At 65.8% G+C, this 15360-nt stretch carries 14 protein-coding genes; 5 read left to right on the top strand and 9 right to left on the bottom strand.

What is annotated here, in order from left to right; all coding sequences use genetic code 11:
• Positions 1-109: 109 nt before the first annotated feature.
• Positions 110-1885, top strand: a complete 1776-nt coding sequence (gene argS, locus E2484_RS18280; RefSeq protein WP_137286619.1) for an arginine--tRNA ligase — start codon at positions 110-112, stop codon at positions 1883-1885.
• Here the strand turns inward: argS and E2484_RS25750 are convergent, their stop codons facing one another.
• Positions 1886-2020: a hypothetical protein gene (locus E2484_RS25750; protein ID WP_321112717.1), complete on the bottom strand. Its 135-nt coding sequence runs from the start codon at positions 2018-2020 to the stop codon at positions 1886-1888.
• Between the two features lie 42 nt (positions 2021-2062).
• Positions 2063-3694, bottom strand: coding sequence for a cell division ATPase MinD (gene minD / locus E2484_RS18275; RefSeq protein WP_137286618.1), 1632 nt, complete (start codon positions 3692-3694; stop codon positions 2063-2065).
• Positions 3695-3888: 194 nt separating this feature from the next.
• Between minD and prf1 the strand changes: the two genes are divergently transcribed.
• Positions 3889-5130 carry a peptide chain release factor aRF-1 gene (prf1, locus tag E2484_RS18270; protein WP_137286617.1) on the top strand — a complete coding sequence of 414 codons (1242 nt, stop codon included), beginning with the start codon at positions 3889-3891 and terminating at the stop codon, positions 5128-5130.
• A 158-nt stretch (positions 5131-5288) separates the two neighbouring features.
• On the opposite strand, the gene E2484_RS18265 is transcribed toward prf1, so the two are convergent.
• From E2484_RS18265 to E2484_RS18255, 3 genes are all read right to left on the bottom strand, one after another.
• Entirely contained in the window at positions 5289-5873 is a 585-nt protein-coding gene (locus E2484_RS18265) for an NUDIX hydrolase (protein WP_170977409.1), read from the bottom strand.
• Positions 5874-6075: 202 nt separating this feature from the next.
• Positions 6076-7068 (bottom strand): radical SAM protein, encoded by a 993-nt coding sequence (locus E2484_RS18260; protein WP_137286615.1) that lies wholly within the window; start codon positions 7066-7068, stop codon positions 6076-6078.
• A gap of 70 nt (positions 7069-7138) precedes the next feature.
• Positions 7139-7951: a lipase family protein gene (locus tag E2484_RS18255; RefSeq protein WP_137286614.1), complete on the bottom strand. Its 813-nt coding sequence runs from the start codon at positions 7949-7951 to the stop codon at positions 7139-7141.
• Between the two features lie 161 nt (positions 7952-8112).
• Here E2484_RS18255 and E2484_RS18250 point away from each other — a divergent pair, with 161 nt between their 5' ends.
• Complete coding sequence (locus tag E2484_RS18250) at positions 8113-9201, top strand: DUF373 family protein (RefSeq protein WP_137286613.1); 1089 nt, start codon at positions 8113-8115, stop codon at positions 9199-9201.
• A gap of 19 nt (positions 9202-9220) precedes the next feature.
• On the opposite strand, the gene E2484_RS18245 is transcribed toward E2484_RS18250, so the two are convergent.
• From E2484_RS18245 to E2484_RS18230, 4 genes are all read right to left on the bottom strand, one after another.
• The gene (locus tag E2484_RS18245) at positions 9221-10063 is read right to left on the bottom strand and encodes a polyprenyl synthetase family protein (RefSeq protein ID WP_137286612.1); all 843 of its coding nucleotides are present in this window, start codon (positions 10061-10063) and stop codon (positions 9221-9223) included.
• Between the two features lie 274 nt (positions 10064-10337).
• Positions 10338-11288 carry an electron transfer flavoprotein subunit alpha/FixB family protein gene (locus E2484_RS18240; protein ID WP_137286611.1) on the bottom strand — a complete coding sequence of 317 codons (951 nt, stop codon included), beginning with the start codon at positions 11286-11288 and terminating at the stop codon, positions 10338-10340.
• Positions 11285-12076, bottom strand: coding sequence for an electron transfer flavoprotein subunit beta/FixA family protein (locus tag E2484_RS18235; RefSeq protein ID WP_137286610.1), 792 nt, complete (start codon positions 12074-12076; stop codon positions 11285-11287). Before E2484_RS18235 ends, E2484_RS18240 begins: the two co-directional genes overlap by 4 nt.
• A 73-nt stretch (positions 12077-12149) precedes the next feature.
• Positions 12150-13319, bottom strand: a complete 1170-nt coding sequence (locus E2484_RS18230) for a helix-turn-helix transcriptional regulator (protein ID WP_137286609.1) — start codon at positions 13317-13319, stop codon at positions 12150-12152.
• A 154-nt stretch (positions 13320-13473) separates the two neighbouring features.
• On the opposite strand from E2484_RS18230, the gene E2484_RS18225 reads away from it, so the two are divergent.
• Together E2484_RS18225 and E2484_RS18220 are read left to right on the top strand one after the other, a co-directional pair.
• Entirely contained in the window at positions 13474-14730 is a 1257-nt protein-coding gene (locus tag E2484_RS18225; protein ID WP_137286608.1) for a DUF7096 domain-containing protein, read from the top strand.
• Between the two features lie 151 nt (positions 14731-14881).
• Positions 14882-15343, top strand: a complete 462-nt coding sequence (locus tag E2484_RS18220) for a type IV pilin domain-containing protein (protein ID WP_137286607.1) — start codon at positions 14882-14884, stop codon at positions 15341-15343.
• Positions 15344-15360 lie beyond the last annotated feature (17 nt).

Below are 15360 nucleotides of genomic sequence, written 5' to 3'. Positions count from 1 at the left end.
TCGGACGACGTGGTCGTCGCAGTCGGAGAAGCCGGCGACGCGACCAACCCGTACCGATTAACACGGTTCAGAAACCCATTTACCCGCCGGTCGAAAACCAACGAGTAACATGTATCTCCAGTTCCGGGACGACGTGGAGGACGCCCTAACCTCCGCACTCGAAGCGCTCGAACTCCCGACCGACGACCTCGGCGTCGAGGACCCACCCGAGGGCGTGAACGCCGTACTGGCCTCCAGCGCGGCGTTCCGCCTCGCGGGCGAGGTCGGCGCACCCCCGCCGCAGGTCGCCGGGCAGGTCGCCGACGAAATCGACCCCAGCGAGTACGAACTCGTAGAGGCCGCCTCGGCCCAGGGTCCGTACGTCAACTTCGTGCCGAGCGACGCCTACTACGAGGGCACCGTGGAGGAGGCCCAGCGCGAGGACTTCGGCCACCTCGAACCGACCGGCGAGCGAGTCGTGGTCGAACACACCTCTGCGAACCCGACCGGGCCGGTCCACGTCGGGCGGGCGCGCAACCCCATCGTCGGCGACGCGGTGGCGCGGGTTCTCTCGTTCGCGGGCCACGACGTGGACCGCCACTACTACGTCAACGACGCTGGCCGCCAGATGGCGGTCTTCACGTGGGCCTACGAGACCTTCGACGAGGACGACCTTGACGCCGAACCCGAGCGCGACAAGGCCGACTACGACCTCGTACGCTACTACCGCAAGGGCAACGAATTCTTGGAGGAGGGCGACCCGGAAGACGTGGAGGCGGCCGAAGACGAGATTCAGACCATCATGCAGGGTCTCGAAGCGGGCGACGAGGAGACCTACGAGCGCGTGCAGGAAGTGGTCGATACCGTCCTCGGCGGGATGCGCGAGACGCTCGACCGCCTGCCCGCCGAGTTCGACGAGTTCGTCAAGGAGACCCGGTTCCTCCGCGACGGGTCGGCCGACGAGGTGGTCGCCCGCCTGAAGGAACTGGACGAGGCCGTCTACGAGGAGGAGGCGTGGCAACTCGACCTGGAGGAGTTCGGCATCGACAAGAACTTCGTGTTCCTGCGCTCGGACGGTACGACCCTCTACGCGACCCGCGACCTCGCCCACCACGAGTGGAAGTTCGACAACTACGACCGCGCCGTGACGGTCCTCGGCGAGGACCACAAGTTGCAGGCCGACCAGATGAACGCCACGCTCGAACTGCTGGGCAACGACACCGACCGCCTTCGGCAGGTCATCTACTCCTACGTCAACCTCCCCGAGGGGAAGATGTCGACTCGCGCGGGCACGGGAATCAACCTAGACGACCTGCTGGACGAGGCCATCGACCGCGCCCGCGAGGAGGTCGAGACCCGACTCGACGACCGCATCCGCGACGACGACCTGACCGACGAGGACGTAGAACGTATCGCCGAGCAGGTCGGTATCGGCGCGGTCCGGTACGACATCGTGGCCAAGCAACCGACGAAGGCCATCACCTTCGAGTGGGACCGCGCGCTCGACTTCGAGGCCCAGAGCGCGCCCTACGTCCAGTACGTCCACGCGCGGTGCTGCGGGATTCTCGAAGAGGCCGGAATTTCCCCCGTCGGTTCGGCGGGAGTCGCCGAGGAGTTCGACGCCTCCCTGCTACAGACCGAGGCCGAGCGCGAACTGCTGGAGGTCGTCGCGCGCTTCCCCGCCGTCATCGAGGAGGCCGCCGAGGACCTCCAACCGCACGTCGTCGCCACCTACACCCGCGAAATCGCCGAGGCGTTCAATACGTTCTACCGGGAGTGTCCGGTTCTGGCCGACGACGTGGACGACGACCTGCGAGACGCTCGCCTCGCGCTTGTCGCGGCGTCGAAACACGCAGTCAGCAACGCCCTGCAAGTGCTGGGCGTCGCCGCGCCCCGGTCGATGTAGTCAGACCGGAAGCGCGAACCCCGGCGGAACGACGAGGTCTCCCCCGACGAACAGAATTGCGCCCGCGGCGACGGCGAGCGTCAGCAAGACGAACAGCAGTACCCACCACAGCGAAACCGAACTCTCGTCTGCCATGCCGATAGATTCGGCGGTGAACCCCTTAGAACTTTGGCGACTTCACTTGAACAGTGCCCCGAGACGGCCCAGAACGCCACCGTTCTCATCGGATTCGTCGTCCTCGAAACTGTCAGATTCGGACGCGGAACCGTCGGACTCGCGGTCCCTCTCGGAGGAGTCGCCGGCACCGCGGTCGCCCACCGCTGATTCGGCGGGTTCGCGTTCGCCCAGGGGGTCGGTCTCCTGTTCGCCGTGGGGGCCAGTCTCGCGTTCGCTGTGAGATGCGTCGGTCGCGGAGTCGCCGCGCTCTCGGTCGGTGGCGAGCGAGCTTTCGTCGTCCTCGAACGGGACGCCGCTCACGCCGCTGTTCTCGCCGTCGTCGTTCGTTTCGCCCCACTCCGACTCGTCGGACGCTTCGGCTTCCTCGCCGGTTTCGTCGGGCGACGCCGTTTCGAGGGAGTCCCCCTCCTCGCCCGCGAGGGGGTCGTCGGCCGAATCGTCCGCCGAGAGGTCCCCGCCCATCTGAGCGAGCGGGTCGGCGTCCTCGTCTTCGGACGTTCCGGTTTCGCCGAGACGTTCGTCGCTGATGTGCTCGTTGATGAGGTCGTCCACGCTTCGGGCCTCGCTGGCGGTTTCAGACGACTCGTCGGTGGTCTCGGGGGACTCGCTGGCAGTCTCGGCCGACTCGGCACTCTCCTCGCCGAACAGGGTGCTGGTCTCGCCGTCGGACTCGCCGCCGATTGCGTCCCGGACGTTCCGGGCCGCGTCGGCGCTGAACGGGTCGTCCGTGGCTTCGGCGTCCGACGCCGGGGCGTCGGACGTTTCAGACTCGTCCGCCTCGGCGTCGGCGATTTCGGACCCGCCAACCGCTGTGTCGGTTACCTCGTCCTCGACTGCTCCCGCGTCGGCCACCTCGGACTCGGACGGCCTCGTGTCATCCGCTTGGGGGTCCTCGGCGTCGGTCGCTTCGAGTTCGGGGTCGGGGTCGGCGTCGCCGGTCAGCACTGCGGCGAGTTCGCGGTAGGCCTGTCCAGCGGGTGCGTTCGGCGCGAACGCGGCGAGCGGTCGCCCGGCGTCGATGCCCATCGGGACCGCCTCGTCCTGCGGGACGACCGCGAGTACGTCGGTGCCCAGGGTCTCCTCTACGTCGTCGGCGTTGAGGATGTCGCTGCTGCGCTGTGTCAGGACCGCGCCCGTGACCTCGCTCTCGACGCGCTCGGCGAGTTCGCCGGTCTTGGCGGTGTCCCGGACCGAGGCCACGTCGGGCGTGGCGACGAGCAGGACGCCGTCCGCGAGCGCCAGCGGGACGAGGGTGTCGTAACTGACGCCAGCGCCCGTGTCGAGCAGGACGTAATCGTACTCTTCGCGGAGGTCCTCGACGACCGCCTGTAGGTTCGCGGGGTCGGACTTGACGAACGCCTCGATGTCGGTGGCGCTCGGCAGTACGTCGATGTCACCCGGCGCTCGGTAGATGGCGTTCTCGAACTCCGCCTCGCCCGCCAGTACCTCGTGGAGGGTGGGCGTCTCTATCTCGAAGTCGAGGAAGTCCGCGAGGTTGGCCATCCCGAGGTCGGTGTCCACGACGACCACCGAGTGGTCCCGGTCGGCCAGCATCGCACCGAGATTGACGGCGGTCGTCGTCTTCCCGACACCTCCTTTGCCGCTCGCTATCGCGTATACCGTGTCGGACATGATACTCGTTGTCCCAACCGAACCGTGACACGCATATAAATTTAGTCCGTCAGCGGCGACATATCCCGGACGGTTCGCGGGGTAACTGCGGGTATCGTCTGCCGCGTGTATGACGCCGGCAGTTCGGTCCCCGCTCGGCCCGACGGCCGTGAGGTCAAAGGTTACTTACCCTCTGGAGGGTCTAGAACGAAGTAATGAGCGAGCAGGAAGGCGAGCGGTCCGACCGGAAGAAGTACGAGTTCCAGAAGGTCATCGAGGACCTGCGGGACTACGAAGGGTCCGGGACCCAACTCGTTACTATCTACATACCGCCGGACAAGCAGATAAGCGACGTAGTGGCCCACGTCACCCAAGAGCACAGCGAAGCGAGCAACATCAAATCCAAGCAGACCCGGACGAACGTGCAGGACGCGCTCACGTCGATCAAGGACCGTCTGCGCTACTACGACACCTACCCACCGGACAACGGCATCGTCCTCTTCAGCGGCGCGATCGACAGCGGCGGCGGCCGGACCGAGATGGTGACGAAGGTGCTGGAAGACCCGCCCGAACCCATCCAGTCGTTCCGCTACCACTGTGACTCGGCGTTCCTGACCGAACCGCTGGAGCACATGCTGTCCGACAAGGGACTGTACGGTCTCATCGTCCTCGACCGCCGCGAGGCCAACGTCGGCTGGTTGAAGGGCAAGCGCGTCGAACCCGTCAAGTCCGCCTCCTCGCTGGTGCCGGGCAAGCAGCGCAAAGGTGGTCAGTCCGCCCAGCGTTTCGCCCGCCTCCGACTCGAAGCCATCGACAACTTCTATCAGGAAGTCGCCGAGATGGCCAACGACCTGTTCGTCCCCAAACGCGAGGATCTGGACGGCGTCCTCGTCGGCGGTCCCTCGCCGACCAAAGACGAGTTCCTGGACGGCGACTACCTCCACCACGAGATCCAACAGCACGTCCTCGGCAAGTTCGACGTGGCCTACACCGACGAGTCCGGTCTCTACGACCTCGTGGACAACGCCGAGGACGCGCTGGCCGACGCCGAGGTGATGAAGGACAAGAAGGAGATGGAGGAGTTCTTCGAGCAACTCCACGACGGCAACAAGGCCACCTACGGTTTCGAGCCCACCCGTCAGAACCTCGTGATGGGGTCGGTCGACCGCCTCCTGCTCTCCGAAGACCTCCGCAAAGACGTGGTGGTCTACGAGTGCGGCGACAAGGAGGAGTTCGAGTTCATCGACCAGCGACAGGACACGCCCGACCACACCTGCGAGGACGGTTCCGAGGCCGAAATGCAGGAGCGCGAGGACGCCATCGAGTTCCTGATGAACATCGCCGAACAGCGCGGCACCGAGACCAAGTTCATCTCCACCGACTTCGAGAAGGGCGAGCAGTTGCAGTCTGCGTTCGGCGGGGTCGCCGGGATTCTGCGCTACTCTACGGGCGTGTAAGCTCGCGCTCGTTTCGCGCGACCGCTCCGTCTGTGGACGTTTTGCCTGCGGACGCTCTGCCTGTGGCCGTTTCGCCCGCGGTTCCTGCTCGCCCTCTGCGGTTCAGTTCGACGTTTCATCGGTCTCTTCCCTGCGGTTTCGTCGTCGTTCTTGCCCCGTCAGTCCAGCGACCGGAGGTGTGTGCGCTTCTGGTCGTACTCCCGTATCTCGGTCGGTAGCTCCTCGGGACCGAACCAGTCGAGGTCCGAAATCTCGCCGTGGTCCTCGATATCGTCCCCGGTCAGTTCCGCCCCGCCGACGACGCGGCCGGTGAACTCCGCGATCGGGACCGGCAGGAGTTCGGGCTCCCCGAGGTCGATCTCCATCAGTCGAGTGTGGAGGACGCCCGTGAGTTCGCACTCGACGCCGGTCTCCTCGAGCGTCTCCCGCCGGGCGGTCTCCGTGGGTCGCTCGCCGGGGTCGCCGGCACCGCCGGGCGTCTCCCACTCCTCGCGGACCGGACTGTACACGCAGAGGAGCTGACCGTCGTCATCCGTGACCGCAGCACCGGCGGCGTAGGGGTAGAACCGGTCGAAGAACGCCGCTGCGCTGTGCGGGTAGGCGTCGTCTTGATGCGAGAGGGGTTCGACGGTCAGCGGGTCGAGTCGGGATACGTTCTCCCAGCGGGACTCGACGCCCGAAAGGACCTCTTCGGCGCGCTCCGTGACCTCTCGGCGGATTTCCTCGCGTCGCTGGCTGTCCATACTCGACGTTCGCGGCGGCCGTCCTCTAATTTCCATCGGTCAGCGGAACGAGTTCCGAGTGTAGTGGCGCCTCAATCGCCGTGGCTCGAACTCTTCCCGACGCCGTGCCGCCAGCAAGCGGGAGCGGCCGAGAATCGAAAACGATGCTCAAAAGTGGAAATATCTCGTTCAGAAATAGATGTAGGATTGGCTCGTCCCGAATCTACGCCAGCGGCGTCCGCTCTACGACCTGCCCGTCCACGGTCGGGTACTGCTCGACGATCTCTCCGCGCTCCACGTCGCCCGCCTCTATCATCTCTTCGAGGAGCCACCACGCGACTTCGACGTGGTCGGACTTGACCGTGTAGAAGTCCTCGGGGACGCCCAACTCCTGCATCCGCTGTTCGTCGGTCCACGTCTTGCCGTAGACCAGCGTGCCGTCGTCGGTCACGTCGTCGAACTCCCGGCGGATGTTCTCGGCCATGCGCTTCAACCGGTTGCGGTGCTGGGCGGCGTCCTTGAAGACGGAGGTGCAGAAGTAGACGCGCTCGTGGTCGCCCATCTCGTCGAGGATTTCCTTCGACCCCTCGACCGCGCTCATGTGGCCGTCCTGCAGTTCGTAGCCCTCCTCCTTCATCCGGCGGAAGTTGCCGTCGCTCATCTCGAACTCGTTGATGTTGCAGAACTCGGCCGCGCCCTCGTCCAAGAATTCGAGGAACTCGGGTTCGGCGCGGATGCCGGGAATCTCGAACGCGGGCGTCAGGCCCTCCTCGCGGGCGACGTACAGAATCTCCTCCCACTCGGTGCCGTGCATGTCGCCCCAGAGGTCCAGCGGCGGGTGGAACCGGATTTCGTCCAGTCCGGCCTCGGAGAGACGGCGCATGTTCTCTCGCCCGCCCGTGATGCCGGTGTAGAGGTGGGTGTGGTGGTCCTCGCCGAACTCGTCTTTCAGCAGCGAGAGGTACCGACAGGTCTTGCTCATCGCCTCCTGGGGTTCACCGCCCGTGATGGAGGTTCCCAGTGCGTCCATGCGCTTGGCCTCGGTGATGACGTCCTCGTCGGACTCGACCTTCCGCTCGTTGGCGTACACGTCGGTGACGTTCTTGCGGTTCTCGCCGAGGGGGCAGTAGAAACAGTCCCGCTGGTCACAGTACCCGTAGACGAAGAGCACCATCTTCCCCCCTTTGGCGCACTGTTCGCATCCCTTCGATATCATTCGTTAGAAGCCTTTTAAGCGTCGAGACTCAAAAAGCGTGCGAAACAGACGGTGGTCCGACGGCCCGTCGTCACTCCTCGCAGACCGTTCGGACGAACTCACGAATCAGTCCCACGAGTTCGTCGCCCTGGTCCGTCTCGAAGACGTCCTGGCCGTGTGCCTCGCCGGGGAGGACTTCGAGCGCCGTCGGCTCCGGAGCGTTCTCGGCCATCTCTTCGGTCGTCTGCACGAAGCGGTCGCTGTCGCCCTCGCTCACGACGAACAGCGAGCGACCCTGTACCTCCGTCGCCGCCTCGGCGGCGCGTCCTGCCGAAATCCCCATCGTCCCGTCGATGGTCTCGTCGGTCGCAGCGGCGTTAGCACGGACGACGGCGTTCGCCCCCGCGCTCGCACCGACCAGTACCACGTCGTCCACGCCGACCTGCTCGCGGAGGTACCGAACCGCCGCGAGGACGTACTCCGGCGTCGTGCTCCGGTCGTCCAGATTCAGGTCGATACCGAGCGCGACCCGCCCGTCGGCGGCCAGTCTCTCGGACTGGGGCCGCCAGTCGGCCCGGTCGAAGCCGACGCCGTGCGCGAACACGACGCCACACGACCCGTCGCCGAGGAGGGTTCCCCGAACTGCCGTGCCCGCACGGGTGGCGAACTCGACTTCGCGCGGTTCGGACGCGGCCCGCGTCGTTTCGGACGCGTCCGGTTCGGTGTCGTCGGTCTCGGTATCCATCCCGCCCGTCGTGCCCGGGTCGGCTTCTGTCCCGCCCGCTTCGGTACTGGTCGTCTCCTGTTCGGTGTCGTCGGTGCTCCCGGTACAGCCCGCGAGTCCGAGGACAGATGCGATCCCGGCCAGTCGAAGGAGGTGGCGTCGCGTCGGCAGTCCGTCCATCGTGAACTCTGCGGTTCCGGGACGGCGTTACTATGCGGGAGGTAATCGGAGGGAACTGCCGCCAACCGACTGCTCGTCTCGTCGCCGAATCTTCTCGTCGCCGAACTATCCTCGGAATCATCCCCGAAAAGAGTTAAACCCCGGACGCATAGCCCCGGGTAATGCTGTTGGTCCTCTGCGTGGACCTCGACGACGACCTCGGTCGCAAGACCGACTTCGACACCCCCGTCGTCGGCCGCGACAACGTCGAAGCCGCCGCGGTAGCGTTAGCGACCGCTGACCCCGAGGACAGCGACGTGAACGTCATGTTCGAGGGCGTCCACCTCGCGGACCGAATCGAAGACGAGACCGTGGAAGTCGCCGTCGTCACGGGCACCGACGGCGGCGACATCGCCGCGAATCGGGCCGTCGGCGACGAGGTGGACGAGGTTCTCGCCAGTCTCTCGACCCGCGAGGAAGTCCAGGCGGTCATCGTCACCGACGGCGCGCAGGACGAGAGCGTGATTCCGGTCATCCGCTCGCGGGTACCCATCGACGGCGTGCGCCGGGTCGTCGTCCGGCAGGCCCAAGACCTCGAATCGATGTACTACACCATCAAGCAGGTGCTGGACGACCCCGAGACTCGCGGGACCATCCTCGTCCCGTTGGGTATCCTCCTGCTCATCTACCCACTGTCCATCGTCTCCGACCTGCTCGGACTCCCCGGCGCGGCCGTCTTCGGCGTCACCTCGGGCCTGCTCGGTCTCTACGTCCTCGGGCGGGGATTGGGCGTCGAGCGACTCCTCGACCGGGCGGCCGAGAAGGCCAGAAACAGCCTCTACGCGGGTCGAGTCACGCTCATCACGTACGTCGTCGCGGCCGCCCTGCTGGTCGTCGGCGGGGTCCGCGGCGTCGAAACCCTGGAGGCAGTCGAGACGACGACGAACGGTGCCATGGGTCCCCTCAAGGTGTTGGCGGCGCTCGTCAACGGGGCGGTGACGTGGTTCACCGCCGCGGGAATCACGACGAGTCTCGGCCAGATCACCGACGAGTATCTGGCCGACCGCTTCCGGTGGCGCTACCTGAACGCGCCGTTCTACGTCCTCGCCATCGCCGTCGTGCTGCACGCGGTGAGCGCGTTCTTCCTCGACGAGGTTCCACTGACCTACCTCGCAGTGATGCTGACGGCCGGGACCCTGCTCGGACTGACGAGTACGCTCGCGTTCGCCATCGCCGAATCCCGCCAGTCGCGGCGGGCCGAACCGAGTTAGGAGCGGTCGTCGGGTAGAATCAGTGTTCGCGGGTCACGACGAACGCCGCGAGGTCACGGAGGTAGTCGGTCGCCGTGAGGTCGGGCGTGGCCGCCCGGTCGAGCGCGGCCAGCGCGGCGTCGGACTTCTCGTGAGCGAGCGCGTCCGCCTCGTCGGCGTCCAGGTCGGTCACGCGGACGATGGACGGCCGACCCATCTCTGCGTCGTGGCCCGTGGGCTTGCCGAGTTCGTCGGCGTCGGCCGTGGCGTCGAGCACGTCGTCCCGAATCTGGAACGCGACGCCGACCTTCTCGGCGTACTCGCCGAACGCCTCCACGGTCGCGGGGTCGGCGTCGGCCGCGATTGCGCCCAACTCGGCCGCGGCCCGGAACAGCGCCCCGGTCTTCCGGCGAGCCAGTTCCATGTACTCCGTCCGATTCGTGGGTCGGGCGACGAGTTCGGTCGCTTCGCCCTCGCCGAGTTCGACCATCGCGTCGGCGACGGCTTCCATCGCCCGGGGGTCCGGTGAGAAGAGTTCGAAAGCCTCCCCGATGAGACCGTCACTGGCGACGATGGCAGGCGAGTAGCCGAACTCCGCCCACGCGCTCGCGCTCCCGCGGCGGGTGTCCGACTGGTCGATGATGTCGTCGACGACCAGCGACGCGTCGTGAACGAGTTCGACGCCGACCGCGAAGTCCACTGCCTCCTCGGTTTCGCCTCCGGCGGCCTCGCACGACAACACCGTGACGGTCGGCCGGACGCGCTTGCCCCCGGACAGCGCGACGTGACGGACCTCTTCGGCGAGTTCCGTGGGTTCGACTCGGTCGAGGGTGGCTTCGAGGCGCTCCTCGACCAGTGCCCTCCGGGACTCGGGGTAATCCATTGGCCGGGAATCAGGACCGGCAAAACAAGTACGTGACGATACCAAAGTGGCTACGACTCCCCTAACCGAGGTGGTTGCTCACCGCGGCAGCCCCGTCAGCGACGCGCTTTAGCTGCTCGCTAAATCTCTCGGTCGCACTCGTCCGTCTCCGTGGAGGGATGGATACGGTCGGTCGTTTCTACGACGGAACCGGTCACGGGTCGAACTGTTCGACCGACAGGAGTACCGAGAACGTACAGAACTCGCGACAAACGACCGAAAAAGACCGCAGATTCTACTGGAACTCTTCGATGAGTTCCGGAACGACCTCGAACAGGTCGCCGACGATTCCGTAGTCGGCGATGTCGAAGATGGGCGCGTTCGGGTCGGTGTTGACGGCGATGATGGTGTCTGAACCCTTCATCCCGGCGACGTGCTGGACCGCGCCCGAGATACCGATGGCGAGGTAGACGTCGGGCGTGACGACCTTGCCGGACTGGCCGACCTGCCGGTTCTTGGGAAGCCAGCCGTTGTCCACGATGGGCCGCGAGGACGCGAGCGTCGCGTCGGTCGCCTCCACGAGGTCCTCGATGAGCGGGAGGTTGTCCTCCTCCTCGATACCCCGACCGATGGAGACGATGAAGTCCGCCTCGCTGATGTCGACGTCGCCGCCGCCGACCTCTTCGAAGCCGGTGACGGTCGAACCGGTGTCGGTGTCGATGTCCGCGTCGAACTCCGAAATCTCCGCGTCGCCGACGCCCTCGGCAGTGGGCCACTCCGCGCCGCGGATGGTGACGGCGTACTGGTCGCCGCCGACTTCGACGGTGGTCTCGACCTTCGACCCGTACATCTCGCGGGTCACGGTCAGACCGCCGTCGTACTCGAAGTCCACGGCGTCGGTCGCCAGCGAGAGGTCGAGTCGGTTGGCGACTGCGGGCGCGTAGTCGAGACCGTTGACGCTGTTGGGCATCACCAGCACTTCGGGGTCGAGTTCGGCGTGCAGGGCCTCGACGGCCTGGGCGTAGACGTCGTGGTTGAACTCCTCGCCCTCGGAGACGGTGTGAACGTAATCGACGCCCTCGCGGTTGAGTTCGTCGGCGAACGCCTCGGTGTCGCCGCCGACGACGGCGACGTGGAGGTCGCCGCCGGTCTCGTCGGCGAGTTGACGGCCCGCGGTGACCAGTTCGTAGCTCACGTCGCGGAGGTCGCCGCGGCGGTGTTCGGCGACGGCCAGAATGTCACTCATTCTGCCACCCCCTTCTCGCGGAGGACTTCGGCGATTTTCCCGGCCGTCTCGCTGGCGTCACCCTCGAAGATTTCGGCGTCGCTCTCGCTCTCGGGTTCGTACATCGAACTCAGTGTCAGGTCGCTCTCGACGGCTTCGGCGTCGAGACCGATGTCGTCGAGGCTCTTGGGCGCGATCTCCTTGCTCTGGGCCTGTCTGATGCCCCGGAGGCTGGCGTACCGCGGTTCGTTGATACCGGTCTGAATCGTGAGGACCGCGGGCAGGTCGATGTCGGTGAGTTCCTCGACACCGCCTTCGAGTTCGCGATGGACGTGCGCGACCTGCTCGTCGTGGTCGTAGTCGAGCGCGTTGACGACCGCGCCCCACTGGAAGCCGAGTTCGTCGGCCAGCGAGACGCCCGTCGCACCGAAGGCGTCGTCGCCCGCCTGCACGCCGGTCAGTACGAGGTCGGGGTCTTCCTCCTCGACGACCGCTTGGAGCAGGTTCGTCTTGGTCTCCACGTCGAGCAGGTCGGGTTCCTCCAGCGCGTCGTCCCAGACGCGGACGGCGCGGTCGGCCCCCTTGGCCAGCGCCATCCGGATGGTCTCTTCGGACCGCTCGGGACCGATGGTAACGGTCACGACCTCCTCGGCCGGGCCGTCCTCCTTCAACTGGACGGCCTCCTCGACGGCGTAGTCGTCCCACTCGTTCAGGTCGTACTCGAGGTAGCGCTCGCCTACCTCGGTCCCCTCTATCTCGAAGTCGTCCGCGACTTCGGCGACCTCCTTCACAGTCACCAGGACCTTCATGCGCGAAGAATCGCCGTCTTCGGGGTAAACGTTTACGAAACGCGCGACATCGGGTTGTGGGTTTCCGGTTCGGTCACTCCACGTCCGTAACGTCCTCGTCGGGGAGTATGATGAGGTTCTCCCGGCCGATGCGGAGTTTGTCCACGTCGTCGTTCTCGTCCATCTTCGAGAGGAGTTGGGACACCTTCGCGTTCGACCAGTTGGTCTCCTTGACGATCTGACCCTGCTTCATCCGTCCGTCGTTGCCCCGGAGAAGGCGCAGGACGCGCTCTTCGTCGCTGAGCAGTTCGGTCGCGGGTTCGTCGTCTTCGTCGTCCTCGTCGGTCTCCGGGGGTGCATCGTTCTCGGCGTCCTCCGTGGTCGGGACGGCGGGCGACGACCCGTGGGTTTCGTCGTCGGACTCCCCGACCGGGTCCGGGTCAGCGCCGCGGCGCTGTGCCAGCGCGTACGCACCGAACCCGCCACTGAAGAGGAGGAGTACGGCGAGGAGTCCCCACGTACTCGAAATGTCGGGGAAGTCGGACCCGGTCGGGTTCGTCGTCGGAGTCGCTTCGACGCGGAGCTTGTACGTCGCCGACAGTTCGCTGGCTTCCAGCGACCGGGGTCCTTCGTACCGCAGCATGGTCCCGTTGACGACGCCCTGCGGCGAGTTCCAGACGACGTACCCCGTCGGGGCTTCGACGACCAGCGACTGGTCCTCGGCTAGCGTCGGAAGCCACGTTCCCGACTCGGTACCGAACACGTCGCCGAGGACGATTCGACTCCCGTCGACCTGCGTGAAGTTCGTCCACGTGAACGAAAGCGAGAGGACGCCCACGCTCGCGTTGTCGAACGTGCGTGCCGACCGGTTGACGCGCCGAAGTTCCATCGGGCGGTTTGTGTCCTCGGACGCGCGCTCGACCACGCGCTCGAACGTCGCTTCGCTGAGTCCGGCGTTAGCGTCGCCGTCTTCGTAGTCCGTTGCCAGTCGCTGGAACGCCCGGGTTTCGTTCTCGTCACGGAGAACGAACTGCGCCGTGACGGTCCATCGAGCGCTTCCGTCGTCTCGGAGGGAGACGTACATCTCGGTGCCGTCGCTGACCGTCGCGTTCGAGGCCGTCGCGTTGGCCGCGCCGAGGACTGACGGGGTCTCCGAGACGGCGCGCGCGGCAGGCGCTCGGTCGTCGGCGGAGTGGCCTGCCCCGACTCCGGCGACGGAGCTGACAACGAGGAGGACGACGAGGAGGGCGGCAGATGACCGCATACAATCGCGTGAATGCGCCGACAAGAAAATACTTTCCATCGCGGGATAAAACGTGAGAGCGGTCCGTAAAACGTCTCGACCGTTCTCGGTCGCTCGTCCCTCGTTTCATATTTCCAGGAATATTTTAATGATGGGTGTCCGAATACGTGATGTAATGCGATTCATCCCCGTTATGCTGGCATTACTGCTCGCCCTCTCCCCCGGAGCAGTCGCGATGCAGGCGTCGGCCCCGACCGCGTCCACACCGGTCGAGAGTACGCCCTCGCTCGCCGAAGCCGAGAGTGCTTCGCCCGCCGAAAACAGGACCCTCCGAATCGACGCGAACGGGAACACGACCGCCGTAATGACGCTCGGCATCGAACCCGACCGCGAGGCGATAGACTCGCTGTCGCTCGCGCTCGGTAGCTCACTCGCCATGGACCGCGGCGAGTTCCGAACTCGACTCGACACGACTTCGCTCAATCAGCAGGTCGAGGACGCCGAGTCCGTCGAGAAACGAAAGCAAGTCTTGAACCGGTACCGGTACCGCATCGAGAACCGCATCATCTCCCTGAAAGCCCAGGAGCGTCAGGCCGCGAGAGCGTTCTCGAACGGAACGATATCCGAACGCGAGTTCCTTCGAACGCTTGGCGAGATACACTCGGAAGTCGCCCAGATTCACCGCGCCATCGACGCACTGAAGCGCCACGCGGGCGAGACGAGCTTCGGCTTCGACGACAAGTCGATGAAGACCAAGATGGCTTCGCTCGAAGGCCCCGTCCGCAACGAGGTCAGGAAGGCGTTGCAGGGCCGCACGCAGTCGATTCGGGTTTACGCTGCGACCGCCGATACCGGCGTCGTCCTCGCGACGATAAAGAACGGACAGTACATCCGCGAGGTGTACCGGACCGACAACCGGGACCCGAGCGAAAGCGGCAAGATGTCCTACGAGGAGGCCGAGTCGAAGATAATCGTGCCCGAGTTCTCGTGGGTGACCGAGAGCGAGAACATCATCTCGGGGCGACAGCGACAGTACCCGTCGCTCAACGTCCTCCGCTTCATGTACTTCCACTCGCACGGTAACCTCACGGTCTACGTCGATACGGGGACCGAGAAAATCTATCGCACGTCGCAGTACAAACAGTTGACCGGTGAAACGCCGCTCCCGACGGGACCGTCGGTGAGCAACACCTCGGAGAACGTCACGGTCACGGTCAACCGCACGTACCCCGGTGGACCGCTCCGCGTGAAACTCACGAACGCGACGGGCGCGCCGGTCCAGGGTGACGTTACGGTCGCCGGAGACCACGTCGGCCGGACGAACTCGGACGGCGTCCTCTGGACGCTCGCTCCGGCCGACCAGTTCCGCGTGAGCGCGACCTACGACTTCACGACGGTCAACGTGACGGCGACGCCGGTCGAATCGTCGTAGCACCAAATTCGACTCGTTTTATCCTTTTTAGAGACGCCTATCCCCGTGTTAGAGACGGGGTAATGTTTCTTATCCGACGATATACGCGTCTTCAGGTCGGATCTCCCTCGCGGCCGAAGGTTGAAGGCCGAAGCCGGGACGAACCCTTCCCGTGCCGGACCGCGCCACCTCCCCAGTTCTCGGTATCGTCCTCCTGCTCGTCGTCACCGTGGCGCTCGCGGGGACCGTCGGCAGTGTCGCGTTCGGAACGACGCCGCCGTCGGAGTCGCCGCGCGCCGCCATCGACCTGCGTCTCGACGCCGACGCGAACCGACTCACGCTCGTCCACCGCGGCGGCGACACGTTCGACGTGCGCGACCTGTCGGTCCGGATCCGCATCGACGTCACCGCGCTCGACGCCCAACCGCCGGTTCCGTTCTTCTCGGCGACGGGGTTTCGCCCGGGTCCGACCGGGCCGTTCAACACCGCGACCGATTCGCGGTGGGAGGCGGGTGAAACCGCGAGTTTCGAGCTTGCAGAGACCAACGACCCGCTGATTTCGCCGGGGTCGGAGGTCGTGGTGACGCTTTCGGTGGACGAGTCGGTTATCGCGGAGGTGGACGGAACTGCGTGACTGGCTATCTCGGCCGG

Origin of the sequence: Halorussus salinisoli, from assembly GCA_005239435.1 — an archaeon.
Lineage (GTDB): Archaea > Halobacteriota > Halobacteria > Halobacteriales > Haladaptataceae > Halorussus > Halorussus salinisoli.
This window is presented reverse-complemented; position numbering and strand designations above follow the sequence as displayed.